Source organism: Massilia sp. 9096 (assembly GCF_000745265.1).
In the GTDB taxonomy this organism is placed as follows: domain Bacteria; phylum Pseudomonadota; class Gammaproteobacteria; order Burkholderiales; family Burkholderiaceae_D; genus Telluria.
In genome coordinates this window covers 2,159,226-2,183,442 of the sequence record NZ_JQNN01000001.1, presented here as the reverse complement: position 1 = coordinate 2,183,442, position 24,217 = coordinate 2,159,226, and the positions used below count along the sequence as shown (strand labels likewise).

Annotated in this window: 19 protein-coding genes and 1 pseudogene; 14 read left to right on the top strand and 6 right to left on the bottom strand. The window is 68.8% G+C overall.

All coding sequences use genetic code 11. The annotated features are described in order from the left end of the window. Positions 1 to 75: 75 nt before the first annotated feature. Positions 76 to 2,319 carry a TonB-dependent receptor gene (locus FA90_RS09245; protein WP_036168205.1) on the bottom strand — a complete coding sequence of 748 codons (2,244 nt, stop codon included), beginning with the start codon at positions 2,317 to 2,319 and terminating at the stop codon, positions 76 to 78. A 298-nt stretch (positions 2,320 to 2,617) separates the two neighbouring features. Between FA90_RS09245 and FA90_RS27235 the strand changes: the two genes are divergently transcribed. After that, complete coding sequence (locus FA90_RS27235) at positions 2,618 to 3,583, top strand: glycosyltransferase family 2 protein (RefSeq protein WP_036168203.1); 966 nt, start codon at positions 2,618 to 2,620, stop codon at positions 3,581 to 3,583. Positions 3,584 to 3,623: 40 nt separating this feature from the next. Here the strand turns inward: FA90_RS27235 and FA90_RS09235 are convergent, their stop codons facing one another. The 4 genes from FA90_RS09235 to FA90_RS26295 form a co-directional block, all read right to left on the bottom strand. Beyond that, on the bottom strand, positions 3,624 to 4,874 hold the full coding sequence (locus FA90_RS09235) for a metal-dependent hydrolase (RefSeq protein WP_036168199.1): 1,251 nt from the start codon (positions 4,872 to 4,874) through the stop codon (positions 3,624 to 3,626). Between the two features lie 66 nt (positions 4,875 to 4,940). Continuing rightward, on the bottom strand, positions 4,941 to 5,621 hold the full coding sequence (locus FA90_RS09230) for a 4'-phosphopantetheinyl transferase superfamily protein (RefSeq protein ID WP_156116643.1): 681 nt from the start codon (positions 5,619 to 5,621) through the stop codon (positions 4,941 to 4,943). A gap of 8 nt (positions 5,622 to 5,629) precedes the next feature. Continuing rightward, the gene (locus FA90_RS09225) at positions 5,630 to 9,658 is read right to left on the bottom strand and encodes a Pls/PosA family non-ribosomal peptide synthetase (protein ID WP_036168194.1); all 4,029 of its coding nucleotides are present in this window, start codon (positions 9,656 to 9,658) and stop codon (positions 5,630 to 5,632) included. Positions 9,659 to 10,050: 392 nt separating this feature from the next. Further along, positions 10,051 to 10,203, bottom strand: a complete 153-nt coding sequence (locus tag FA90_RS26295; RefSeq protein WP_156116642.1) for a hypothetical protein — start codon at positions 10,201 to 10,203, stop codon at positions 10,051 to 10,053. A gap of 187 nt (positions 10,204 to 10,390) precedes the next feature. Between FA90_RS26295 and FA90_RS09220 the strand changes: the two genes are divergently transcribed. Together FA90_RS09220 and FA90_RS09215 are read left to right on the top strand one after the other, a co-directional pair. Then, positions 10,391 to 12,379: a DUF885 family protein gene (locus FA90_RS09220; RefSeq protein ID WP_081933750.1), complete on the top strand. Its 1,989-nt coding sequence runs from the start codon at positions 10,391 to 10,393 to the stop codon at positions 12,377 to 12,379. A 96-nt stretch (positions 12,380 to 12,475) separates the two neighbouring features. Further along, a complete protein-coding gene (locus tag FA90_RS09215) occupies positions 12,476 to 13,465 on the top strand; it encodes an amidohydrolase family protein (protein ID WP_036168191.1) in 990 nt (329 codons plus the stop codon). A 37-nt stretch (positions 13,466 to 13,502) separates the two neighbouring features. Here FA90_RS09215 and FA90_RS09210 read toward each other — a convergent pair whose 3' ends face one another. Next, entirely contained in the window at positions 13,503 to 14,000 is a 498-nt protein-coding gene (locus tag FA90_RS09210) for a DUF2721 domain-containing protein (RefSeq protein ID WP_036168189.1), read from the bottom strand. A 335-nt stretch (positions 14,001 to 14,335) separates the two neighbouring features. On the opposite strand from FA90_RS09210, the gene FA90_RS09205 reads away from it, so the two are divergent. From FA90_RS09205 to FA90_RS09155, 11 genes and pseudogenes are all read left to right on the top strand, one after another. After that, positions 14,336 to 15,046, top strand: a complete 711-nt coding sequence (locus FA90_RS09205) for a molecular chaperone (RefSeq protein ID WP_081933749.1) — start codon at positions 14,336 to 14,338, stop codon at positions 15,044 to 15,046. Positions 15,047 to 15,054: 8 nt separating this feature from the next. Then, complete coding sequence (locus FA90_RS09200) at positions 15,055 to 15,294, top strand: formate dehydrogenase (protein WP_036175009.1); 240 nt, start codon at positions 15,055 to 15,057, stop codon at positions 15,292 to 15,294. A 25-nt stretch (positions 15,295 to 15,319) separates the two neighbouring features. Continuing rightward, on the top strand, positions 15,320 to 18,142 hold the full coding sequence (locus FA90_RS09195; protein WP_036168186.1) for a formate dehydrogenase subunit alpha: 2,823 nt from the start codon (positions 15,320 to 15,322) through the stop codon (positions 18,140 to 18,142). Positions 18,143 to 18,154: 12 nt separating this feature from the next. After that, positions 18,155 to 18,835, top strand: coding sequence for a formate dehydrogenase FDH3 subunit beta (gene fdh3B / locus FA90_RS09190; protein ID WP_197065267.1), 681 nt, complete (start codon positions 18,155 to 18,157; stop codon positions 18,833 to 18,835). Further along, positions 18,832 to 19,053, top strand: a complete 222-nt coding sequence (locus FA90_RS09185; protein WP_036168181.1) for a hypothetical protein — start codon at positions 18,832 to 18,834, stop codon at positions 19,051 to 19,053. Before fdh3B ends, FA90_RS09185 begins: the two co-directional genes overlap by 4 nt. 10 nt (positions 19,054 to 19,063) lie before the next feature. Then, the gene (locus tag FA90_RS09180) at positions 19,064 to 20,203 is read left to right on the top strand and encodes a formate dehydrogenase subunit gamma (RefSeq protein ID WP_051971629.1); all 1,140 of its coding nucleotides are present in this window, start codon (positions 19,064 to 19,066) and stop codon (positions 20,201 to 20,203) included. Positions 20,204 to 20,228: 25 nt separating this feature from the next. After that, on the top strand, positions 20,229 to 20,675 hold the full coding sequence (locus tag FA90_RS09175) for a hypothetical protein (RefSeq protein WP_036168177.1): 447 nt from the start codon (positions 20,229 to 20,231) through the stop codon (positions 20,673 to 20,675). 11 nt (positions 20,676 to 20,686) lie between these two features. Next, positions 20,687 to 21,184 carry a hypothetical protein gene (locus tag FA90_RS09170; RefSeq protein WP_036168174.1) on the top strand — a complete coding sequence of 166 codons (498 nt, stop codon included), beginning with the start codon at positions 20,687 to 20,689 and terminating at the stop codon, positions 21,182 to 21,184. Beyond that, entirely contained in the window at positions 21,181 to 21,621 is a 441-nt protein-coding gene (locus tag FA90_RS09165; RefSeq protein WP_051971628.1) for a DUF3305 domain-containing protein, read from the top strand. The genes FA90_RS09170 and FA90_RS09165 overlap by 4 nt, the downstream gene beginning before the upstream one ends. 205 nt (positions 21,622 to 21,826) lie before the next feature. Beyond that, positions 21,827 to 22,339 (top strand): annotated as a pseudogene (locus FA90_RS24915) (DUF3306 domain-containing protein); the annotation flags it as partial. Then, on the top strand, positions 22,336 to 24,048 hold the full coding sequence (locus FA90_RS09155; protein WP_051971626.1) for a 4Fe-4S binding protein: 1,713 nt from the start codon (positions 22,336 to 22,338) through the stop codon (positions 24,046 to 24,048). The pseudogene FA90_RS24915 and the gene FA90_RS09155, both read left to right, overlap by 4 nt. Positions 24,049 to 24,217: the final 169 nt, after the last annotated feature.

Here is a 24,217-nt window from a genome sequence, read left to right as displayed (position 1 = left end):
ATGGGTCGATAGCGGAAGCGGTTGACGGCGCTGTTCCTGATGGCCCGCGCGCGCCGCCGGCGCGGGCCCGGGTGATCAGAAGCGGTAATCGAGCCGCACGTCGGCCGTGCGCGGGTCGCTCGGCACGGTCAAGCCGGTGCCGCCGATGGTCAGCGGGCGCACCTCGTTTTCCAGGTTGCGCACACGCGCCTGCACCCCCCAGCGCGTACCGGCCGGTTCCCACGCCAGGCGCAGGTCGGACGCGCTGTGGCCGGGGATGCGGTAGACCAGCAGCTGGCTCGGGATGGTCAGCACGTGGCTGCCGCTCAGGCGCGTGTCAACGCCGCCCGTCAAGCGGCCGCCGGCCAGCATCCAGTGGTGTTCGTAGCCGAGCGACAGGGTGCGGCTGGGTGCGCGGTCGAGCTTGACGCCGGCCCAGGAATGCACGCCGTCCGGCGTGTAGCTGCTGTAGTGGGCGTCGAGCAGGGTCAGCGCGTAGGTGATGCGGTCGGCGGCGCCGAGCAGCGCCTGGCCGTCGGCTTCCAGCCCGCGCACCGCCGCCTGGCCGGCATTGGTGGTCTCGTAGGCCGGGCTGCCGTTGGCCTGCACGATCTCGGACGACAGCTGGAGATTGCGATAGTCGTAGTAGAAAGCCGCCAGGTTCAGGCTGGCGCGGCGATGCCAGAAGCGGGTCTTGAGGCCGGCCTCGTAGGCGCGCACGGTCTCCGGCTGGTAGAACAGGCTCGAGGCCGGCAACGCCAGTGAGGGCAGGCAGGCGGCGCCGCGCGAGGTAGTGCCGACCGCGCAACCGTCGTTGAAGCCGCCCGCCTTGTAGCCGGTCGCGACCGAGCCGTACAGCAGCGTGGCCGGGGCCAGGTCGTAGTCCAGGCCGAGGCGCCAGGTGGTCTTGTTGGTCGAGAGCGTGCCCACGTCCGGCTGGCGCAGGTCGGTGGCCGGGTTGAACTCGATCGCCTGCTGGTAGCCGATCAGGGTGTCGTGCGATTTTTCGTCATGGGTCGCGCGCGCGCCCGCGCTGGCGCGCAGGCCCGGGACCAGTTCATAGGTGGCCTGGCCGAACACGGCGCGGCTGCTGGACACGACCGGGTCGACGTCGAACACGTAGTGCGGCGGCAGGCCGATCGGGGCCAGGCCCTGGAAGTCGTAATTGTCGCGGGTGCGCTCGTGGAACCAGTACAGGCCGCCCTGCACGCTGAATGGACCGCCGCCGTGGCTGGCCAGGCGCAGCTCGTGCGAGTTCTGGACATAGTCGCCGTGGAATGGCTGGACCACGCCCAGCGCCAGGCCGGGGACGACCCGGTAGTAATAGTTGTACAGGTAGTCGTGCTCGAAGCGCCGGTGCGAGCCGACCCAGGTCAGCGTGGCTGGACCCAGGTCCCAGTTCAGCTCCGCCGACAGGCCTGCCGTGGTCTTGTGCGAAAAGCCCTGCTGCGGCGCGATGTTGGGCGCGATGTAGCGGTTGGTCAGGCGGTTCCTGGTGCTGTCGCCGTACCAGGCCGGCTGGCCGGCGTCGATGCCGCGATAGAAGTTGGTGTCGGGGACCGCGCTGTCGTTGTTGGTGTCGTCGTGGCTGGCGTCCAGGCGCACCAGCAGCGACGCGTCGCGGTTGACGTTCAGCTTGGCCGACAGGCGCGCGGCGCGGTCGTCGCGGTCCAGTCCCGGCCGAAAGCCGCTGCCCTGGCCGTTGCGCAGATAAGGGTCGTGCCGGTTGGCGCTGAGCGCGGCACGCAGCGCCAGCGCATCGTTCACCGGTACGTTGACCATGGCTTCGACCTTGCGCGTCGCGTAATCGCCCAGCGTGACGGCGGCCGCGCCTTCGAAACGGTCGACTGGGGCGCGCGTGATGACGTTGACCACGCCGGCCGTCGTGTTGCGGCCGTACAGCGTGCCCTGCGGACCGCGCAGCACTTCGATGCGGTCGACGTCGAACAGGGCCGCATTCTGGCTCTGCGGCCGCGCGATGGTGACGCCGTCGATCATGAAGGCGGCCGAGGGGTCGCCTTTCTCGGTCGGGTCGTTGCTGGAGACGCCGCGGATGGTGATGCGCAGGCCGTCGTAGGAATTCTCGAGGTAGGTGTTGGGCAGGCGCGCCGACAGGGCGCCCGGGGTGTCCAGGCCGAGCTTGTCGAGTTCCTCGGCGCTGACCACGCTCATCGCGACAGGCGTGCTGGATTGCGGCGCGGCGATGCGCTGCGCGGTGACGATTACTTCCTGGATACCGTCCGACGGCGGCAAGGCTTGTGCGTATGCGGTTCCCGCAGCGACGCCGGAAACGGCGAGCGCGAGCAGACGAGGGCGCAGGCGGCCCCGTTGGTTCTTCATGTGATTTCCCTAGTTCTTGTTGTTGCTTGCTGCTCATGTGACGGCGCCGCATCTGGGCGCGGCTGCCGTCGTCGCCTGGCTGAATGTTGATGACGTTTGATGTCAGGCGGATGAAGCGAGCAGTCTAGCAGGTCATTCCATAGAGAAATAGTGTTTTGTTACCACAAATCATCTTCATCACAAGTGAATTTACGCATTTTTAATTTTCGCCCTCCGCGCGTGCGACTGACGCTGCGCAAATGCCGGGCCGTGCGGCTGACTATGCTGGGTGCATCTGACAGCGGCGGGAGCGTGAGCGATGGGCCATGGCGTCCAGGGAGGAAACGGCAGTGCGGCCGGAGCAGGGCCGGCGCCCCTGGTCAGCGTGTTGATGCCGACCTTCGAGCAGGCCGCGTTCATCGGCCGCGCGCTGGCCAGCCTGCAGGCGCAGACGCGCTGGGAACTGATCATCGTCGACGACGGTGCCGAGGACGATACGGCCCAGGTGCTCGAGCCCTGGCTGGATGATGAGCGCATCCGCTACCAGCGCCTGCCGCACAACGAGGGTTTCGGGCGGGCGTTGAACCGGGCGCTGGACGCCGCCGCCGCGCCCGCCGGCGCTGGTCCTCGACGGCGACCTGCCCAAGCGCGAGTGGTTAGGGGCGTCGCGCGCGCCCTTGCTGTCCGCGCGCGACGGCGAGCCGCATACCGTGGCGCCGGGACGGCCGATCGGACTGCACCGCACACGGTGGCCGCGCTGGCCGCGCAGGGCATTCACCTGCACTTCTACGGCGACTTTACCCAGGGCCAGTGGCGTGAGTGGATCGTCAAGGCGCAAGGACTGGCGCCGCACCACCTGCACCTGCACGCCAACGTCGCCCAGGACCGCTGGGTGGGAGAGTTTTCGCGCTACGACGCCGGCTGGCTGCACTGTTTCACGAGCTACAACGGCGGCGAGATCCGGCGCGCCGACTGGGACGACCTGACCTTGCCGGCGCGCATCGCGACCCTGGCGAAGGCCGGCGTGCCGATGATTCAGCGCGACAACGGCGGCGCCATCGTCGCGGCGCAGTCGTTGGCGCGTACCTTCGATATCGGCCTGTTCCACCGCGGGATCGACGAGCTCGGGACGCAATTGCGCGAACCGGCGCGGATGGCGCAGCTGCGCGAGCAGGGCTGGCGCCGGCGCATGCAGTTCTGCTTCGATACGCATGCGCCGGCGCTGCTGGCGTTTTTCCGCGAGGTCATCTCACGCTCGGGAGGGGCGCGCCGTGCAGCCTGCTGATGTGAAGCCTGCTGATGTGAAGCCTGCTGATCCGCCCGGTTCAGTGCAAGCCCAGCAGGTCGGCGCGCGGGTAGCCCCAGCCCGGCACCGCATGCGGGCAGGGCAGCGATGCAAGATCGGCGTACGACAGCGTGGAGAAGTTGTAGCTGCCGGGCGGACCCCAGCGCGCATCGGTCGCGGTGCCGTCCGCGGGCGTCAGCGCGGGCGCGCGCGCGAAGCGCAGCCATGCGTCGACGTGGCAATTGGTTTGGCGCAGCGTACGCAGCGTCGCCAGCGCTTCGCTCTGCGCCGATTGCCAGGCGATCCGTGGCGTCGCATCCGGCCCGGCCGCACCGGCCAGCGCGGCCGGGCAAGCCTTGACCGCGTCGACGCCGGGCGCGATGCTGAGCAGACCGCGACGCAGATGCACGCTGGCGTCGTCCGCGCCGCTTGCAACGGTCACGAACGACCAGCACAGCGGATTGGCCGGGTAGGCGGACAGGGCCGTATCGAGCAGGCGCTCGCCCGGCGCGATTCGGCGCAGCTCGCTGGCGACGGCGGTGCGCGCCTGCTGCAGGGCGGCGGCCTGCACGCCGACGTAAGCGATCGACAGCGCCAGGCCGGCCGCCAGGGCCAGGCGCGAGCGCGCCCCGCGCGGGCGGTGGCGTGCGCGACGCTCGATCGTGGCCAGCGTCACGCCCAGCGCCAGCAGGCCGGCCAGCGAACCCCATTGCAGGAAGCCGGCGAAGGTGACGCCCAGCAGCACGAGCGCCATCAGCGCGAACAAGCCCAAGCGCAAGCCACGGCGCCGCACCATCGCCGCCAGCGGCACGCCGAAGCCGATCCAGAACACCGGCTCGACGATGAAGATCAGGTCGCCGTAATACCAGCTCGGATCGAACGGCCAGAACGGGTGTACGCCATACACGTTCATCCCGTCCATGCCGATATGCAGCAGCAGGCCGATGCAGGCGGTGACCAGCGCCGCGCCGCGCGCCCGCGCGCTCACGCGCAGCACGGCGCGCGCGCGCGGCCACAGCAGCCAGGTCCCGGCCAGCAGCACGATCAGCTCCAGCAACGCACCGACCAGCGTATGCGTGTGCCCGCGGTGCAGCAGCAGGTAGCCAAGCGGCGGCTCGAGCAGTCTGGTCGTGATCAGGTCGAGGTCGGGGAAGTTGCTGGCCAGCGCGCCGATGACGAGCAGCATGCGCGTGCGCACGCGTTGATGTTCGGTGTCGGGTTCGTCCGGCAGGCTGCGGTCGACCAGGGCGCCGATGCCGAGACCGACGACGGAGTGAGTAAGATTGTCCATCCAGCAATCTTAACCGGAAAGCAAACGGCCTGGCGTCCGGCGAGCGCTGCAGTCGCGGTTTCCGTATCAGCCGGTAGCGGCGGACGCTACCGCGAGGGTGCCGACGTAGCCGTCCGGCACGGCCAGCGCCAGGCAGCTGGAGTAGGACAGCGCCTGCGCCTCGTCGGTGCGCCATTCGCCCAGCCCGAGGCCGGCGCATTTCAGGCGCGCTTCGCGCTCGCTCCAGGCGCGGGCCAGGGCAGCGGGGCGCTGCGCCGCATCGAGTGCCGCCAGCCTGGCGGCGGCCTCCGGGCCGAGGTAATCGCGCGCCAGCGCTTCCCAGTCGGGAATGTCGGCGATGCGCATCACGTCGATGCCGACCGCGCCCTGCAGCGCGATCGCTGCCACCGACAGCGCCTCGTCATGGCTGATCGCAAGGGCGATCCGGCGCGGCGCGGCGGCCTGCGAGCCCGCCGGCGCGCGGATCAGGGCGTACGGCGCGTCGCCGGGTGCGGCCGGCATGTCGATCGCCGCCGGGTCGACCCCGAGTATTGCCGCCAGTGCGGCGCGCAGCGCATTGCGGATCTCGCGGCGCGCGGCGTCGCGCTCGCTCTGTCCGGCCATGCCGACCAGCCAGACCTGGGGGAGGCCCTGTGACGACACCGGCGCCAGGCCAGGCGCGAAAGCGCCGTCTGCGCGCCACCATGCCAGCGCCAGCCCGGGTGGTGCTGATGGGGCTGCTGGCGGCATGGGCGGCGTGGACGGCATGGTGGTGCTCAGGGGCGCTGCGGCGCGGCCGGCAAGCCGCTCCAGCTGGTGGCGTTGGGGATGTGCTCGCCCTTCATCACCAGGGTCAAGGGACCGATGTGCGCGTTGTGACCGACGCGCGCGCTGTACAACACGGCGCTGCGCGGGCCGATGTAGACCTTGCTGCCGATCTCGACCTGGTCGATTTTCATCACGCGGTCCTCGAACAGGTGGGTCTGCGGGCACGACAGCGCATTCATCTCGCTGTGGTCGCCAATGGTCACGCAATCGAATTCGGTGATGTCGGTGGTGTCCATGTAAACCCCGCGCCCGATCTTGCAGCCGAGCAGGCGGAACGCGATCGGCAACCACGGCGTGCCGCGCAGGTAGCGCATGAAGTTGGGCACCGCGATGCCCTCGTACATATTGGTCACGCCTTCGGACAGCCACACGAACGGCGTCCACATCGGGTCGGCGCGTTTCTTGTAGCGGCCCAGCAGCAGCCACTTCAGCACCAGCACGAACAGGTAGTTGCCGACGCCATAGGCCAGGCCGGTGAGGGCCATGTACCAGACCACCAGGCCCCAGCGCCCGGCGCCGGCATATGGCATCAGGTCCAGCACCACGGTGTAGCCGACCGCGATCACCACCGCGTGCGGCGAGACGATGCGGAAGGCCTCGACCAGCGTGCGTCCCAGGCGGCGCATCGGCGACGGATGGTAGGTCAGGTGCTCCGGGTAGCCGCTGACCTGTTCGCGCGCCGGCAGGTGGATCGGCGGCGAGCCGAGCCAGGTGTCGCCGCTGGTCATGCGTTCGTTGTTCGGCGCGTGCGTGTGCACGCCGACCAGCACGCCTTCCGGCAGGGTGGTGCCATCCGGGATGTAGCTGCCGTTGCCCACGAAACTGCGGTTCGAGACCACGGTCGGCTCCATCGTCATCCAGCCGCCGTCGATCTGCTCGTCGCCCAGCATCACGGCGTCGGCGATGAAGGTCTCGTCGCCCAGCGTCAGCATGTCGGGCACCACGCCCATCGCGGTCGAAATCTCGGCGTCGCGGCCGACCTTGGCGCCGAGCAGGCGGTACCAGAACGGGGCGAACACGGTTGCGTAGATGCCATGCAGCACCTGCAGGCTCGATTCCTGGATATGACTGACAAGCCATTTCTTGCAGTAAGTGTTGCTGTGCACGGCCGAGCGGCCCGGCTCCAGGCGCGGCAGGAAACCCCAGCGGATGCCGGCCGAGACCAGCATCGTCAGCGCGATCAGCACCGCACTGGCCGGCAGCGCCAGCACGAAGTAGCGCACCAGCTGGCCGCTGATGGTGTTCGCTTGCAGCACCGACAGCGCGCCGCGCTCGTCGAACCAGTCGATCAGCACGAAGCTCGGGAACACCGGCATGAAGAACAGCGTCGCCACCAGCAGCATGCCGAACATGAAGAACAGCGCCTCGCCGGTCAGGCGGGCGCCGCTTGCGACCGGGCGCGGCGGCAGCGTCGACGGGTCGAAGGCGCCGGCGTCACGCGCGGGCGAACCGCTCCAAATTCGGTTTTCGGGCACGATCATGCCGTCCTGCAGCGCCGATTGGCCTTCGAGGTGGCCGCGCCGCTCGACCCGGGTATTGCCTTCCAGGATGGCGTACGAGGAGACGAAGGCGTCGTCCTCGAGCGTGATGCGGCCCAGCAGCAGGCGGCCGCGCTCGACCCGTGCGTTCTCGAAGTTGACGGCATTGCCGATGCTGACGTTGTCGCCGATGTGCAGCAGGTCCGGCGTGCGCAGCGTCATCGAGCCGATCACGACGTCGTGGCCGACCTTGGCGCCGAGCATGCGCAGCCACCAGGTGTACAGCGAGGAGCCGGCCAGCAGATAGGTCGGTGCGGCCTCGACCAGGCGGTCGGCCAGCCACCAGCGGAAATACGTGCGGCCCCAGAGCGGATACACGCCCGGCTGCAGGCGGCCGGCGACCAGCCATTTGCCGGCCCAGGCGAACACGAACTCGAGGATCGTGGCGATCAGGAACACGCCGATCGAGGCAGCGATCGCCCGGGTCACCGAGTCGCCCGGGTCGCCGGTCAGGAAGTGATAAGTGAAGAACGGGGCCAGCCATTGCGCCATGCGCAGCGTGACCAGCACCGGCAGCGTCGCCAGCTGGGCCATGCCGCAGGCCCAGCGCTTGGCGCGGCTGGGCGGTGTCCAATCCTGTTCCAGCACGGTGTTGCCGGCGGCCTGGTCGAGGCCGGAGGCAATCGCGCCGATCTGGCGTTGCTGGTAGATGTCGCGCACCGTCACGTGGGCGAAGCGCGCATCCTGGCGCAGCGCCGTGGCCAGGCGCGCGGCAAAGAACGAGTGGCCGCCCAGGTCGGAAAAGAAATCGAGCTCGCGTCGCAACACCTGTCCGGGGAACAGGCCGGACAGCGCCGCGAACAGGGCTTCCTCGCCGGGCGTCTCCGGGTGGTCGGACTCGGCCGGATCGCTCGGCAGCGGGGCGGACAGGGCCATGGCCTTGAGCGCCTTGCGGTCGATCTTTCCCGAGGTCAGGCGCGGCATCACGTCCAGGCGCTCGAAGCGGCTCGGCACCATATACGGCGGCAGGCGGCCGGACAGCGCGCGGCGCAATGTCGCGGCCGACAATTGTTCTTCGCTGGCCCCAAGCGCCGGCACCAGGTAGGCGACCAGGCGGTCGATGCCGTCGTCCTTGCGAAGCAGCACGGCCGTGGTGCCGATGCCGTCCTGCTGGGCCAGCACGGCTTCGATCTCGCCGAGTTCGACGCGGAAGCCGCGGATCTTGACCTGGTCGTCGGTGCGGCCGAGGCAGACCACCTGGCCGTCCGGCTCGATGCGCGCCAGGTCGCCGGTGCGATACAGGCGCGCGTCGTCCGGGCCGGAGGCCCAGGGGTTCGGCAGGAATTTCTCGGCGGTCAGGTCCGGACGGCCGAGGTAGCCGGCGGACAAGCCGGGGCCGGTGATGCACAGCTCGCCGGTATCGCCGCGCGGCAAGATTTGCAAGTTGTTAGGATCGGTTTCCAGCGCGATGACCAGCAAGCCGTAGTTCGGCAGTGGAGTGCCGATCGTGATCAGCTTGCCGGGTTCCAGGCGCGCCAGGCTCGCCGAGACCGTGGCCTCGGTCGGGCCGTAGGTATTGAACATCTGGCGGCCGGGCTTGGAGAAGCGCTCTACCACGGTTTCCGGGCACATTTCGCCGCCCAGGTTGATGATGCGCAGGCTCGGGACATCCTCGGCAAACAGCGCCAGCAGCGTCGGCACCGCGTGCAGCACGGTGACGCCGTTCTCCAGCAGCAGACGCGGCAGCGCTTCCGGGTCGCCCGCGGTTTCCTTCGGGCCGAGCCAGAGCGTGGCGCCGACCAGGTAGGAAATCCAGATTTCCTCGAACGACATGTCGAACGCGACCGAAAAGCCCTGGTACACGCGGTCGTCCGCGCGCACGCCCAGCACTTCGTTTTCGCTGCGCAGGAAATGGCAGATGCTGCGCTGGTCGATCAGGATACCTTTCGGCTTGCCGGTCGAGCCCGAGGTGTAGATGACGTAGGCCGGGGCATCGCCGGGCACCGCGCCGCGGCGAAGCCGGGTCTCGCCCGCGCGAGCGGGCGCGAGCAGGCCCTCGGCCATGTGGATCGGCCTGCCGACGTCTCCCATGCGTTCGCGCATGCGTTCGCTGCTGACCAGGGCAGGGGAGCCGGCGTCTTCCATGCAGACCAGCAGGCGTTCGAACGGCGTGTCTTCGTCGACCGGCAGCCAGGCCGCGCCGGCCTTGGCGATGGCGGCCTGCATCACCAGCAGGTCGATGCCGCGCGGCATCCACAGGCCGACGATGTGGCCAGGGCGGATGCCGGCTTCGATCAGGCGCGAGGCCGCCAGGTCGGCCTGCTGGTCGAGCTCGCGGTAGGTCAGCCGGCGATCGCCGGCGATCAGGGCCAGCTGGTCGGGCGCACGGCGCGCGCTGGCCTCCAGCAGATCGGCCAGGATTTCGTCGCGCAGCAGCTCGGGCTGGTGCGGTCCATACAGGACGTCGGCGTGCCGTGTCGGGGTGGAAATATCGTTCATCGACGGCAGCAAAAAATGTTAGGCAGGCACATGCGCGCAGAGTACATCATTTTTGTGTTTCCTAGAGGCGTATTCCGTGTCGTTACAGAGCGGAATATGGGTCACACGGGCTATTGGCATGGTGCAAAGATGGGTGCTGAGCTGGCTGAATACAATGGTGCGCAGGCGTGCGCGCCCGGCGTCCGGCCTCGGCGGGCAGAGCGTGACCGGCGCAGCTTCGGCATCGGCGTGCTCGTTCCGGCCCAGTCGAGGCGCGGCGCTTCGGTCGATGACGGTCGGTATCGGTCGGTATCGGTCGACAATAGATCGGCGTTACCGGCAAGGTCCGGCGGCTGATCCACGACGTGACTGGCTTGTTCGAGCGCTATCGGCGCATCCGGACGCGAAACGGCTCACATCGTCGGCCCGCGCCCACCGCCCTGTTCCTGCTCGATGCGTTCCTGGCATTGCACGCAGGTCTGGACCGTCGGCCTGGCCAGTGCGGCTTCGCGGCTCTGGCGCAGGCGCTTGCCGATTTCTTCGTGCAGCTGGGCTGAAATGGGCATGGGGGATCCTATCGTTCGGGTTCATGACGGGTCACGGCATCGTGGCCACAGCATAGTCGATTGCGGCAGGAACCTGCGCTACCTTGCTGCCGGGTCAGACATTCGGAATGCTCTTTTCCGTGGTAAATTTCCTAGCGCCAAGCCGAGCGTTCCGCCGGGCTGGCGCCACCCTCAACGAAAGAGAACGATGCCGTCGAATCGCCCCCGCGCAGCCAGCCGCGCCACCCTCACTCACGACCTCCGCGCCGACCTCGGCGCCAGCACCCATACGACCCCCGATGCCACCGGCGCCGTCAGCACCCGCCGCCGCGCCACCCTCCGCGCCGTCCTGGCCACCCTCGGCCTGCCGCTGGCCGCCAGCGCCGGCTTGCCGCAGCTTGCCCTGGCCGCGGCCGAGCAATCCGGGCAAGCCAGGCCAGCCGCCGCAGCGGCGGCCGCCACGGCCAGTCCGGCCTTCGACGCCTGGGCCGGGCGCTTCGCCGAAGACTGGGTGCGCCTGAGCCCGCAGTCGGCCACCTCGACCCAGTATTTCGCGGGCGCCGAACAGGACGCGCTCGACCGCCAGCTGACCCCGCTGACCACGGCCCAGCGCCAGAAGACGGTCGCCCTGGCCAGGACCGGCGTCGCCCGGCTCGACAAGTTCCTCGCTGGCCCCGCAGGTCATGATCAACTGAGCGAGGACCAGCGCACCTCGGCCCTCGTGATGCGCTGGTCGCTGGCCAACGCCATCGCCAGCGCGCCGTACGACGATTACAGCTTCATCTTCAACCAGTTCAGCGGCGTGCAGGTCGGCCTGGTCAACTTCATGACCAACACCCATCCGCTGCGCCGCTCCACGGACGTCGACAGCTACCTGGCGCGCCTGGACCAGGTGTCGACCCGCATCGACGAAGCCCTCGCGCGTGCGCGTGCGGCGAGCGCGAAGGGCCTCATCCCGCCGCGCTTCATCCTCGAGCGCGCCCAGTCCCAGGTCGACGCCTTCCTCGAGCCGGACGCAGCGCACAACGTGCTGGTGACCTCGCTGGAGGCGCGCACCGCCAAGCTGGCGGACCTTCCGGCCGAGCGCCGCGCCCGGGCGGCGCAGGAGGCCGCGCGCATCGTCGACGCCAGGATCCGCCCGGCTTACGTCCGCGTACGAAGCTTCATGGCCGGGCTGTATCCGAAGACCGGCGATGCGGCCGGCATCTCGCGCCTGCCGAACGGCGCCCAGGCCTACCAGCAGGCGCTGCGCACCTATACCAGCACGACCTTGAGCGCGGCCGAGATCCACGCCATCGGCTTGCGCGAAGTGGCGCGCATCGAAGGCGAGATGGACCGCCACCTGCGCACGCTCGGCTACGACCAGGGCGGCATCGAAACGCGCATGAAGGCGCTCGACGCCAGATTGCAGCCGCCGAAAGAACCCGATCCGCGCCCGGCGCTGCTGCAGCGCTATGCCGAGATCGTCGCCGACGCCTTGAAACGCAGCGAGCCGCTGTTCAACCTCAAGCCATCGGCCCCGGTCGAAGTGCGGCGCGAGCCGCCGCTGACAGAGGCTTCGGCGGCGGCCCACTACACGCTGCCGGCGCCGGACGGCAGCCGCCCGGGCATCTTCTGGGTGCCGCTGCGCGGGCCGGAGTTCGAGATCGCCGGCATGCGCACGCTGGCCTACCACGAGGCGGTGCCGGGCCACCACTTCCAGCTGGCAATCCAGCAGGAGCAGACCGGCCTGCCGAAGTACCGCGCCCAGCGCATTTTCGGAGGCGGCAGCGCCCACAGCGAGGGCTGGGGCCTGTACGCCGAGCGCCTGGCGATCGAGCAGGGCTGGTACAAGGGCGGCGATACCACTGCCGACCTGCAAAGCCTGCTCGGCGCGCTGGACGCCCAGCTGTTCCGCGCGCGCCGGCTGGTGGTCGACACCGGCATCCACACGCTGGGCTGGACGCGCCAGCAGGGCATCGACTACGGCATCCCGGCGACCGAGGTCGAGCGCTACGTCGCCTGGCCGGGCCAGGCCTGCGCCTACATGATCGGCATGCTGCGCATCGTCGAGCTGCGCGACAAGGCCCAGGCCGCGCTCGGCAGCCGGTTCTCGCTGCCGGCCTTCCACGACGTGGTGCTGAAGAACGGTTCGGTGCCGCTGGACGTGCTGGGGCAGGTGATCGAGCGCTGGGTCGCCGTTCGAACGGCAGCGTAAACACGCCTGGGCACGGCCGGACGCGCCTCCAGCCGTGCGCTGTCGGGCGCGGCCATCGTGATACGGTCCCCCTCATCGAACCGAGCGGGAGACCCCATGAAGATCGTCGCACTCGAAGAGCATTTCGCCACGCCCGGCATCGTCCAGGCCTGGCACGGCTTGCCGCTCGAAGAGCGCGACCTGGCCGAGGCGAGGTCGAGCGGCACGCAGCTCGAGGACAAGCTGCGCGACTTCGGCGCCGCGCGCATCGCGGCGATGGACGCGGCCGGCATCGACGTCGCGGTGCTGTCGCAGACCACGCCCGGCACCCAGGTGCTCGCGCCCGCGGCCGCGCTCACGCTCGCGCGCGAGGCCAACGACCGCGTCGCCGAATGCGTGCGTGCGCGGCCCGACCGGTTCCAGGGTTTTGCGACGCTGCCCACGCCCGCGCCGGAGGCCGCCGCGCAAGAGCTGGAGCGGGCGATCCGCGAACTCGGCCTGCACGGCGCCATGCTGTGCGGGCGCACCGGCGAGCGCAACCTCGACCATCCGGCCTTTTTCCCGCTGCTGCAAACCGCGGCCCGGCTGCACGCGCCGCTGTACATTCACCCGCAGACGCCGCAGGCGGGCGTGCGCCGGGCCTACTACGCGGGCCTGGGCGAGGGCGTCGAGGCGATGTTCGCCACCGCCGGCATCGGCTGGCACTTCGAGACCGGCATCCAGGCGCTGCGCCTGATCCTGTCCGGCGTGTTCGAGCGCCTGCCCGACCTGCGCATCGTGCTCGGCCACTGGGGCGAGGTGGTGCTGTTCTACCTCGAGCGCATCGACGCCGCGATGGCCGGCGCCGAACTGCCGCAGCCGGTGTCCGCGTACTTCCGCAAGCATTTCTGGATCACGCCCGGCGGCATCCTGAGCCAGCGCTACCTGCGCTGGAGCGCGGAGACGATCGGCGCCGAGCGCATCATGATGGCCACCGACTATCCGTACCAGACCTTCAAGGATGGCGCCGCGCGGCGCTTCCTGGCCGAGTCCGGGCTGGACCCGGCCCGGCAGGCGGCGATCGCCAGCGGCACCTGGGACAAGCTGTGCGCCGAGATCCGGCGCTGAGCGGCGCCGCCCTGGCCGGTCCGCCGAGGCAGGGGACCTAAGCGACCTGCTTCTGGCGCGACTGCGCAGCCTTGGCCGCGTCGCGCAGTTCGGCCAGGTCGTCGCCGTCGCGGTCCAGCGCCATCTTGAGCATCTTGTTCTCGATGATGACCAGGGAGGCCGACCAGATGATCAGGCCGAGGCCCAGCACCACGCACACGGCGCAGATGTATTTGAGGAAGCCGGGGTTGCCGAACACGACATCCAGGCCGCTCAGGATCAGCGTCGACAGCAGCAGGATCGCCGCATACAGGCCGAGGTTGGTGGCCAGGCGCATGCGGTTCAGGCGTTCGCGGTACAGCACGATCTCGTCGTGGATGGTGGTCCTGCGCTGGCCGTCGACCTTGCCTTCGCGCAGGTCGTCGATCATCTTGCGGTAGAGCTGATAGGCATTGCTGTAGCGGGTCTGAAGAAAGCTCATGAAGATCCATGAGGCGAACACGAGCGAGGCGTTGGGACCGACCGCCTGCATGACGTCCTTGAGTGCAAAATCCATCTGATTCTCCTGAAGGTGGGGGCTGTACGAACACTGTTCAGGTAGCGTTGGGGCGCTTCCCGTTCTGCAACCTGAGCCGACCAGTGTGCATGGCCCGACCCGCTCGCGGCAAGCGTGCGCGGCTCGTCGTGCTGTAGGATTCGACACACAAGCACTCGGCAGGAAGCGATGTCCGGACTGTGGTTGGCCTGGTCGCGCCGGCCTTGCGGCGGCTGCGACGAGGGGGGCCGGGCTGCGTACCTGCCGGTAGCTCGGGCGTCATTACCGCCAAGCGTGCGCGCCCTTTGGGCCGCCAGGCACTACACTTTCCATAAGAATTTGCTAATGGGAGAGTCATGTCAGTCCAGCAGTTTTCCGAGGACAACAATCAGCAGAGCGATTCGGCTCGGCAGCCGGCATCCGAGCCGGTGCTGGCGACCGTCAGCCTGCCCCTGGCCGACGAGGACCAGGCGCGCGCCGACTTTTACGCGCTGTTCGCACGTCTGCTGCTGGCGCCGCCCGATGCCGCGCTGCTCGGCGCCCTCGGGCAGGCCGAGCCGATCTCGGCCGTGGGCGAGTTCGCGCTCGAAGACGCCTGGCTGGCGCTGACCCAGGCCGCCTCGGTGGTCGACGAAGACGCCGTGCGCCAGGAGTTCTCGGCCCTGTTCGAAGGCATCGGCAACCCGCTGCTCAACCTGAACGGTTCCTGGTACCTGACCGGCCACCTGAACGACGTGCCGCTGGCAAAACTGCGCCAGGACCTGATGCGTCTCGGCCTGGCGCGCGCCCCCGGCGTCGGCGACTTCGAAGACCATCTCGGCGCCGTGTGCGAGACGATGCGCGTGCTGGTCGCGGGCGCGCCCGGCATCTCACGCCGTCCGCTGGCGGCCCAGAAGCAGTTTTTCGAAGCGCACATCCGCCCCTGGTATGCGGCCTGCCTGGCGGATCTCGCCGCGGCCGAGCCGGCCAATTTCTATCGCGTCGTGGCCCGTGTGGTCGACGCCTTCCTGTCGATCGAAGCCCAGGCCTTTGCGGTGCTGGACGCGCTCGATCCGATCGCAGCATGAGGACCATCATGGACAAACAACACAAGCCCGACGAGCAACAGCCCGCGCAGCAACAGCCCGACCTGGCGCGCCGCCGCCTCTTGAGGGCCGCGCCGCTGGGCGCGATCGCCGTGGCCGCCGCTGCGACCGGCCGCGCCGAAGCCGCGCCGGTTGCGGCTCCGGCGGCGCCAGAGCCGGAAGCCAAGCCGAGCGGCTATCACGAAACCGAGCACATCCGTACTTACTACCGCACCGCCGCCTACTGGTGACGGTGACGCGAACGAGGAGCATCGTATGACCCTGGTAAAACAGTCGCGTGACAGCGGCCTGAAACGACGCAAGTTCCTGGTGGGAGCCGGCGTCACCGCGGGCGCGGGCGCGCTCGCGCGTCACCTGCCGCTGAACGTGATCCAGCCCGCGACGGCGGCCGACCCGGCCCCGGGCGCCACCGTCAAGACCGAAATCAAGCACACCGTCTGCAGCCACTGCTCGGTCGGCTGCTCGGTCGAGGCGGTGGTCAGCAACGGGGTCTGGGTGCGCCAGGAAGCGGCCTTTGATTCGCCGATCAACATGGGCGCGCACTGCGCCAAAGGCGCCTCGGTGCGCGAGCACGGCTTCGGCGAGCACCGCCTGCGCTACCCGATGAAGCTGGTGAACGGCAAGTACGAGCGCATCTCCTGGGACCAGGCGATCAACGAGATCGGCGACAAGATGCTGCAGCTGCGCCAGCAGTCGGGCCCCGATTCCGTCATGCTGATCGGCTCCTCCAAGCACAGCAACGAGCAATCCTACCTGTTGCGCAAATGGGTCTCGATGTGGGGCTCGAACAATTGCGACCACCAGGCGCGCATCTGCCACTCGACCACGGTCGCGGGCGTGGCCCAGACCTACGGCTACGGCGCGATGACCAACTCGTTCAACGACTTGCACTACAGCAAGGCGGTGATGTTCATCGGCTCCAATCCGGCCGAAGCCCACCCGATCTCGATGCTCCACTTCCTGCACTCGAAGGAGCTGGGCGCGAAGATGATCGTGGTCGACCCGCGGTTTACCCGCACCGCGCGCTTCGCCCACCATTACGTGCGCATCCGTCCGGGCACCGACATCGCCTTCGTGTGGGGCATGCTGTGGCACATCTTTGAAAACGGCTGGGAAGACAAGGCCTACATCGCCGCGCGCACCTACGGCATGGACGACGTGCGCAAGGAAGTCGCCAAGTGGAGCCCGGACAAGGTGACCGAGGTTACCGGCGTGCCGGAAGCCTCGGTGCGCATGGCCGCCGAGATGCTGGCCACCAACAAGCCGTCGTCGGTGGTCTGGTGCATGGGCATCACCCAGCACCACGTCGGCACCGCCAACGTGCGCGCGCTGTCGATCCTGCAGCTGGCGCTGGGCAACATCGGCGTGCCGGGCGGCGGCGCCAACATCTACCGCGGCCACGACAACGTGCAGGGCGCGACCGACGTCGGCCCGAACGGCGATTCGCTGCCCGGCTACTTCGGCCTGGCCGAGGGCGCGTGGAAGCACTTCGCCACCGTCTGGGGCGTCGACTACGACTGGCTGAAATCGCGCTTCGGCTCCAAGGAGCTGATGGAAAAGCCCGGCATCACGGTGTCGCGCTGGTTCGACGCGGTGCTCGAGGAAAACCAGTACGTCGACCAGCCGAGCAACCTGAAAGCCGTGATCTACTGGGGCCACGCGCCGAACAGCCAGACGCGCCTGCCCGACATGCGCGCGGCGATGCAAAAGCTCGACATGCTGGTCGTGGTCGACCCGTATCCGAGCATGACCGCGGCGATGCACGGCCGCCAGGACGGCGTCTACCTGCTGCCGGCGGCGTCGCAGTTCGAATCCACCGGTTCCGTCACCGCCTCGAACCGCTCGATCCAGTGGCGCGAACGCGTGATCCAGCCGTTGTTCGAATGCAAGACCGACCACGAGATCATGTACCTGTTCGCCAAGAAGCTCGGCTTCGGCGAACAGCTGGTCAAGAACATCAAGGTGGTGCACAACGAGCCGGTGATCGAAGACATCCTGCGCGAGATCAACCGTTCGTGCTGGACCATCGGCTACACCGGCTGCTCGCCGGAGCGCCTCAAGCTCCACATGGAGCACAAGCGCACCTTCAACCCGACCACGCTGCGCGCCGAATCCGGCCCGTGCAAGGGCGACTACTACGGCTTGCCGTGGCCATGCTGGGGCACGCCGGAGATGAAGCACCCGGGCACGCCGATCCTGTACCGGCTCGACGTGCCGGTGTCGGAAGGCGGCATGGCCTTCCGCGCCAACTGGGGCGTCGAGCACAACGGCGTGTCGCTGCTGGCGGCCGACGGCTCGTTCACGAAGGACTCGGAACTGGACACCGGCTACCCCGAGTTCGACCACGTCTTCCTGAAAAAGCTTGGCTGGTGGGAAGACCTCACGCCCGAGGAAAAGGTCCAGGCCGAAGGCAAGAACTGGAAGACCGACCTGTCGGGCGGCATCCAGCGCGTCGTCATCGCGCACGGCTGCTCGCCGATCGGCAACGCGCGCGCGCGCGCCAACGTCTGGAATTTCCCCGATCCGATCCCGGTGCACCGCGAGCCGCTGGTCTCGCCGCGGCGCGACTTGGTGGCGAAGTACCCGACCTACGACGATAAGGCCGCGTTCTGGCGCCTGCCGACGCTGTACAAGTCGGTCCAGCAGATCGACTTCGCCAAGGACTTCCCGCTGATCATGACCTCGGGCCGCATCGTCGAGTACGAGGGCGGCGGCGACGAGACCCGTTCCAACCCGTGGCTGGCCGAGCTGCAGCAGAACATGTTCTGCGAGGTGCACCCGACCGACGCGGCGCGGGTCGGCGTCAAGATCGGCGACTTCATGTGGGTCGAGACCCCGACCGGCGCGCGCCTGAAGATCATGGCGATGGTGACGGAACGGGTGCCGGAAGGCCTGGTGTGGATGCCGTTCCACTTCGGCGGCTGGTGGATGGGCGAGGATCTGGAAAAGCACTATCCCGAGGGCGGCGCGCCGACCGTGCGCGGCGAAGCCGTCAACACCGGCTGGACCTATGGCTACGACGCCGTGACGATGATGCAGGAAACCAAAGTATCGCTGTGCCGCCTGGTAAAAGCGTGATCGGAGATTGATATGGCAAGGATGAAGTTTATTTGCGATACGGAGCGCTGCATCGACTGCAACGGCTGCGTCACCGCCTGCAAGAACGAGAACGAAACGCCATGGGGCGTCAATCGCCGCCGCGTGGTGACGATCAACGACGGCCATCCGGGCGAGCGCTCGATCTCGATGGCCTGCATGCACTGCACCGACGCGCCGTGCCTGGCGGTGTGCCCGGTCAACTGCATCTACCACACCGAAGACGACATCGTCCTGCACGACAAGGACCAGTGCATCGGCTGCGGCTACTGCTATTACGCCTGCCCGTTCGGCGCGCCGCAGTTCCCGGAGAGCGGCCTGTTCAACCACCGCGGCAAGATGGACAAGTGCACCTTCTGCGCCGGCGGCCCGGAACCCGACACCTCGGAAGCCGAGTTCAAGAAATACGGCCGCAACCGCATCGCCGAAGGCAAGCTGCCGGCCTGCGCCGAGATGTGCGGCACCAAGGCGCTGATCGGCGGCGACGCCGAGACCATCGCCGACATCTACCGCCAGCGCGTCGAGACGCGCGGCTACGGCCCGGAACTGTGGGGCTGGAAGATCGCTTACGGCAAACCGAAGCGCGGCGGCGAGATCAAGGCCACCGGCAACGCGCCGCGCGAGAACCAGAACCTGAAGGATTCGCAAAACGACGCGGGGAGGCTGCCGACATGAAGACGCTCTTCAAATACCTGGCGGCGGTGTTGCCGCTGGCCCTGCTGGCCGGCTGCCTCGAGGTCGACCAGCACCCGGTCTGGATCAACGGCAAATACGCCGGCAAGCCCGACGACCGCCAGTACAAGGTCATGTTCCACAACGACAAGCTGGCCTGGTGGGGTGCGAACAGCAACCGCAACCAGTACCAGAACGAGTACAACCGGGCGAACCCGTAGGAGACACGACATGTCGCGATGCCATTTCCAGACCTTCCTGCGCGCGCTGTTGCTGACGTTCGCGCTGGCCTTCGCCAGCTTGCAGGGCGCCCACGCCGGCGTGCCGAACAACCGCGCCGAGCCTGCCTACGCCCAGGAGCAGACCATGCTCCAGGCCGAGCAGGATGCGCGCGTTCCCGAACCCGGCCTGGCCAACGCCAATTCCGGCCGGGTGCACATCGACCGCCACTACCTCGGCCAGTACGGCCAGAAGGAAGGCACGGTCATCGTCCAGCGCGGCGGCAACCTGTGGCGCGTGTGGCGCAACGGCCCGATCGCGACGCTGTCGGGCACCGTGCTGGTGATCGTGCTGCTGGCGATCTTCGCCTTCTATAAGATCGTCGGCCCGGCCTCGACCGAGCAGCCGGACACCGGGAAAAAGCTGCGCCGCTTCACAGGCTGGGAGCGCTTCATCCACTGGGCGACCGCGGTCACTTTCATCGTGCTGGCCATCACCGGCCTGGTGATCCTGTTCGGCAAGGACCTCCTGCTGCCTTTGCTCGGCCACGACGTATTCGCCTTCGTCGCCTACATCTTCAAATACCTGCACAACTTCGTCGGACCGCTGTTCATCCTGTGCTCGGTGGCGATGTTCTTCACCTTCCTGCACCGTAACTTCTTCCGCAGGATCGACTGGCAGTGGATCAAGCAGGGCGGTGGCCTGGTATCGCACAAGCACGTGCCGGCCGGCTTTTTCAACGCCGGCGAGAAGAGCTGGTTCTGGTTCGGCGTGACCATCCTGGGCCTGATCATGTCGATCAGCGGCCTGGTGCTGGACTTCATCACCTTCGGCCAGACCCGCTACGTCCTGCAGGTCGCCAACATCCTGCACCTGCTGGGCGCCACCGCCTACATCGCCGCCGCCATGGGCCACATCTACATCGGCACCTGGGGCACCCCGGGCGCGTATGCGGCGATGCGCGACGGCGAAGTCGACGAAGCCTGGGCCAAGGCGCACCACGCGCTGTGGTACGAGGAAGCCAAGGCCGGCGTGAAGCCGGGCACCTTCGAGGACCGCCCGCCGCCCAGCCACCTGCCGCCGCGCGATCCGCCGGGTGGATCGGCGCCGGGCCGCAGGCCGCCGGGTGCGCAGCCGGATCCGGCGCGCTGAACGGACCGATCAAGAGGCTCATGAGATGAAAGCACATACCGTATCGATCCAGGCGGCCGCCGTGGCCCTGGTGCTCGCCCTTGCCGGCTGCAAGCCGCATGGCGACGCCCAGCAGCAAAAGACCCATTTCCCGGGCATGGTGACGGCCGGCGGCCATACCAGCGGCGAAGTGATGGCGGCCAATGGCGGCGGCAAGACCGACGGCACGTATGCCGGCGGCACCCCGGGCATCGCCGGCGGCGCCGGCGGCAACAGTTCTGGCGCCGGCATCGGCGGCAGCACCCAGGAATCAGGCCAGGGCCCGACCCAGGGCGTCAGCGCGCCGAGCGGCGCCGCCGCCGCGGCCCAGGGCGCCAACCAGAGCCAGTCGGGCGACAACAAGCCGCCGCCGCCGGGCTCGCCGACCGCCCAGGGCGCCGAGAGAGAGGCCGCGCACCGCGACCCGAGCCACAGCGCGGCGCCCGGACGCTGACAGGAGGAACGATGAACCATCCACGCATTTGCCGCGCGCTCGCGCTGGCTGTCGGCCTGGCGGGCTTCGCCGCAGGGGCGGCGCACGCCGCCTTGCCGCCCAAGACCCCGGCCCAGCAGCAGGCCGCGGCCGAGAAAAAGGTCAAGGACGACGCCCAGGCCGCCAAGGACAAGCAGTCGCTGTCGGACAGCATGGACGCGATCGCCGCGCGTTACCGCGTGCGCGCCAAGGCCCAGGGCTGGACCACCCACCCGGCGGTGGCGATCGCCGCCGCGCCGGCCAAACCGGCGGCAGGCGCCGGCGGCATCACCAGCGCCGCCAACAACGAAGGACCGGCCGGCCAGCCGAACGGCAAGCTGACCGAAGCCGGCGCCAACGCGCCCAAGACCAGCGAAAAATTCGGCACGGCGCCGGCCAGCGCCGACGTCAAGGCCGGCCCGACGCCGACGCTCCCGGCCGGCACGCCGCCGACCGTGCAAAAGGGTACGCCGAAGGTGAAGAACAAATGAAACTGGCCAGCATGCCGATCGCGGTGCTGATGCAGCGCCGCACCGTCCAGCACCGCTGGGCCGACGAAGCCTGGTCGGCGGTCGGCGTCATCCCCGACCGCGGCAATTTGCCGCCGCTGCAGGTCCTGAGCACGTCGCCGGAACGCGACTACTACATGGTGTCCGGCCTCGAACTCGAACTGCACCGCGACGAGAACGAGGGCTATTACGAGAACGCGATGTCGCCGGAATCGAAGGTGTTCGTCCATTGGCGCATGCAGGACGGCCGCGCGATGCCCGTGCGCGCCTCGGTCAGCTACGTCGAAGGCACGCGCATGTTCGACTCGGGCGAGGATGCCGACGGCGTGATGATGCCGGCCGAGATCTACACCTGGCTGGCCGACTACCTGCGCCAGCACTACCAGCCCAAGCCGCGCCGCGGCCGGCAGCACGGATGACGATGGCCGAGGAAGGATTCTTCAAGCGCTGGTCGCGGCGCAAGATCGAGGCCGACCACGGGCACGAGCCGGCGCCGGAGCCGGTCGCAGAGGTCGTCCCTGAGCCGGCGCCTGCCGCCGAGCCTGCGCCGGCGCCGGTCTACGCCCGCGCGGGTGTGGATGGGTACGCGCCCACGCGCGTGCCGGCGGACGCGCAGGCGCCCGCGCACGGAGCCGAGCCGGCCCGCCGCCGACCATGGCCGACGTCGCCCTGCTCACGCCCGAGTCCGACTTCTCGGCCTTCGTGCGCCAGGGCGTCGACGCCGACGTGCGCCGCACGGCGCTGAAAAAACTGTTCACCGATCCGCACTTCAACACCATGGACCGGCTCGACATCTATATCGACGACTACAACAAGCCGAGCCCGATGTCGGACGCCATGCTGGCCTCGCTGCGCCATGCCAAGAGCGTGTTTCGCCACCTGGACCAGGACGATGAGGCCGCGGTCGACGCCGCCGCTGCCGATACCGCTGCCGCTGTTGCGCACGACACGGCCGTCCTGGAAACCCAAGCGCCGCCGCTCGAAGCGCACCCCATTCAAGATCTGTCCGCGCCGGAGAGCGATCGCCAGCCGCAGACGCTGCAGCAGGCGGCGCCGCAGCCGGTGCCCCATATGCCGCCGCACCCGCCTGCCGCGGACACATACCAACAATATCCACCTGAAACCGAGACACGATGAATATCCGTTTTATCGAAGGGCAGGGCGCCGATCCCGACCAGGAAGCGCGCAACCTGCTGGCCAAGTCCGGCGCGCTGGCCGCGCTGGCCGCCTTTGAACCGCACGAAGCGCTCGACACGGTCGGCTACCGCTCGGCCGGCCACACGCTGGTCATCGGCAGCCCGGCCGACGTACTTCCCTGGGCCGACCGCCTGGCGGCCGTGCTGCCGGTCACCGCGCTGCTGTATGACGACGCCGTAGCCGACGAGGCCGGCGAATCCGGCGCCGCACCGGCGCTGCGCCTGTATCCGGTCATGCACGCGCGCGCCGTGGTCGTGAGCGGCTGGCTGGGCGCCTTCAAGGCCACCTGGCAAGCCCCTGGCCGCGCGCCGGAGCATGGTAACTTCGACCTGGTGCTGGACCTGGGCGCCAGCCCGCAGATCGTGCACCACCAGAAGCCGCACGGCTACTACGCGCCGGGCGTGACTGAAGCCGCACGCGCCGAAGCGCTCGAAGCGCTGTGCGAGATGACCGGCGAGTTCGAAAAGCCCAAGTACTTCGCCTACAAGGAAAACATCTGCGCCCACAGCCGCAACCGCCGCACCGGCTGCAACGCCTGCATCGACATCTGCTCGGCCGGCGCGATCGAAGGCAACGGCGACCTGGTCAAGGTCAACCCCTACCTGTGCGCCGGCTGCGGCGCCTGCTCGACCGTATGCCCGACCGGCGCGATGCGCTACGTCTACCCGGCCGTCACCCACAACGGCGCGCGCGTCAAGGCCGCGCTGCAAGCCTACTTCGAAGGCGGCGGCCAGGACCCGGTGCTGCTGCTGCACGGTGCGGAAGGCGCGGCGCTGCTCGAGTCATTGGGCGGGAGCGTCCCGTCGCGCCTGCTGCCGCTCGGCCTGCAGCACACCGCCTCGACCGGCATCGACCTGTGGTTGGCGGCGCTGGCCTACGGCGCCGGCGGCGTCACCGTGTTGATGACCGAGGCCGAGGCGCCGCAATACGCGGCCGCGCTCGACGCGCAGATGGGCATCGCGCAGGCGGTGATGAGCGGGCTCGGTTACGCCGGGCCGCATTTCCAGCTGCTGCGCGCGACCACGCCGGACGAGCTGGCGCTGGCCTTGCAGCTCGCGCCGCGCGGTGAGGCCCCAAGCAAGCGCGCGCTGTTCAACGTCTCGACCGAAAAGCGCAACACGCTCGACTATGCGCTCGACCATCTGTCGCGCCATGCCCCGACGCCGGTCGACGAGATTGCGCTGCCGGCCGGCAGCCCGTTCGGCGCGGTCGACGTCAACGCCAACTGCAGCCTGTGCATGGCCTGCGTCGGCGCCTGCCCGGCGGCGGCGTTGAACGACGGCCAGAACGCGCCGCAGTTGCGCTTCATCGAGAAGAACTGCGTGCAGTGCGGCCTGTGCGCCGACACCTGTCCGGAAAACGCGATCACCCTGATCCCGCGCCTGTCCTTCCTGGAGTCGCGCAAGCAGCCCGTAGTGGTCAGCGAGACCCAGCCCTTCCACTGCATCCGCTGCGACAAGCCGTTCGGCACGCTCAAGATGGTCGAATCGATGCTGGGCCGCCTGGCCGGTCACCCGGCGTTTGCCGGCCACCTGGACCGCATGCGCATGTGCGGCGACTGCCGCGTGGTCGACATGATGCTGCAGGACGAGGACCGGGTGAGCGCGGCCCCGGCGGGCGGCGGCGTGCACGAGCTGAAACGCTTCTGATCTTCGGCGCCGGTCCGGACGGCTCCGCCTGGCCGCCCGTTCCGGCCCGCGCCGCGATGACGGCCGCGCGCGCTGGTGGACGAGCCCATGTCGCGTTCGGGGGGCGCCGTTCGATGTCGACGGGCGAGGTGCTCGCCGCCATGCTGAAACCCTGAGCTGGCGCACGTGC

Bases quoted from the DNA above. Each gene is read 5' to 3' on its own strand.
- FA90_RS09245 (WP_036168205.1), bottom strand. From the start codon at position 2,319: ATGAAGAACCAACGGGGCCGCCTGCGCCCTCGTCTGCTCGCGCTCGCC.
- FA90_RS27235 (WP_036168203.1), top strand. From the start codon at position 2,618: ATGGGCCATGGCGTCCAGGGAGGAAACGGCAGTGCGGCCGGAGCAGGG.
- FA90_RS09235 (WP_036168199.1), bottom strand. From the start codon at position 4,874: ATGGACAATCTTACTCACTCCGTCGTCGGTCTCGGCATCGGCGCCCTG.
- FA90_RS09230 (WP_156116643.1), bottom strand. From the start codon at position 5,621: ATGCCGTCCACGCCGCCCATGCCGCCAGCAGCCCCATCAGCACCACCC.
- FA90_RS09225 (WP_036168194.1), bottom strand. From the start codon at position 9,658: ATGAACGATATTTCCACCCCGACACGGCACGCCGACGTCCTGTATGGA.
- FA90_RS26295 (WP_156116642.1), bottom strand. From the start codon at position 10,203: ATGCCCATTTCAGCCCAGCTGCACGAAGAAATCGGCAAGCGCCTGCGC.
- FA90_RS09220 (WP_081933750.1), top strand. From the start codon at position 10,391: ATGCCGTCGAATCGCCCCCGCGCAGCCAGCCGCGCCACCCTCACTCAC.
- FA90_RS09215 (WP_036168191.1), top strand. From the start codon at position 12,476: ATGAAGATCGTCGCACTCGAAGAGCATTTCGCCACGCCCGGCATCGTC.
- FA90_RS09210 (WP_036168189.1), bottom strand. From the start codon at position 14,000: ATGGATTTTGCACTCAAGGACGTCATGCAGGCGGTCGGTCCCAACGCC.
- FA90_RS09205 (WP_081933749.1), top strand. From the start codon at position 14,336: ATGTCAGTCCAGCAGTTTTCCGAGGACAACAATCAGCAGAGCGATTCG.
- FA90_RS09200 (WP_036175009.1), top strand. From the start codon at position 15,055: ATGGACAAACAACACAAGCCCGACGAGCAACAGCCCGCGCAGCAACAG.
- FA90_RS09195 (WP_036168186.1), top strand. From the start codon at position 15,320: ATGACCCTGGTAAAACAGTCGCGTGACAGCGGCCTGAAACGACGCAAG.
- fdh3B (WP_197065267.1), top strand. From the start codon at position 18,155: ATGGCAAGGATGAAGTTTATTTGCGATACGGAGCGCTGCATCGACTGC.
- FA90_RS09185 (WP_036168181.1), top strand. From the start codon at position 18,832: ATGAAGACGCTCTTCAAATACCTGGCGGCGGTGTTGCCGCTGGCCCTG.
- FA90_RS09180 (WP_051971629.1), top strand. From the start codon at position 19,064: ATGTCGCGATGCCATTTCCAGACCTTCCTGCGCGCGCTGTTGCTGACG.
- FA90_RS09175 (WP_036168177.1), top strand. From the start codon at position 20,229: ATGAAAGCACATACCGTATCGATCCAGGCGGCCGCCGTGGCCCTGGTG.
- FA90_RS09170 (WP_036168174.1), top strand. From the start codon at position 20,687: ATGAACCATCCACGCATTTGCCGCGCGCTCGCGCTGGCTGTCGGCCTG.
- FA90_RS09165 (WP_051971628.1), top strand. From the start codon at position 21,181: ATGAAACTGGCCAGCATGCCGATCGCGGTGCTGATGCAGCGCCGCACC.
- FA90_RS09155 (WP_051971626.1), top strand. From the start codon at position 22,336: ATGAATATCCGTTTTATCGAAGGGCAGGGCGCCGATCCCGACCAGGAA.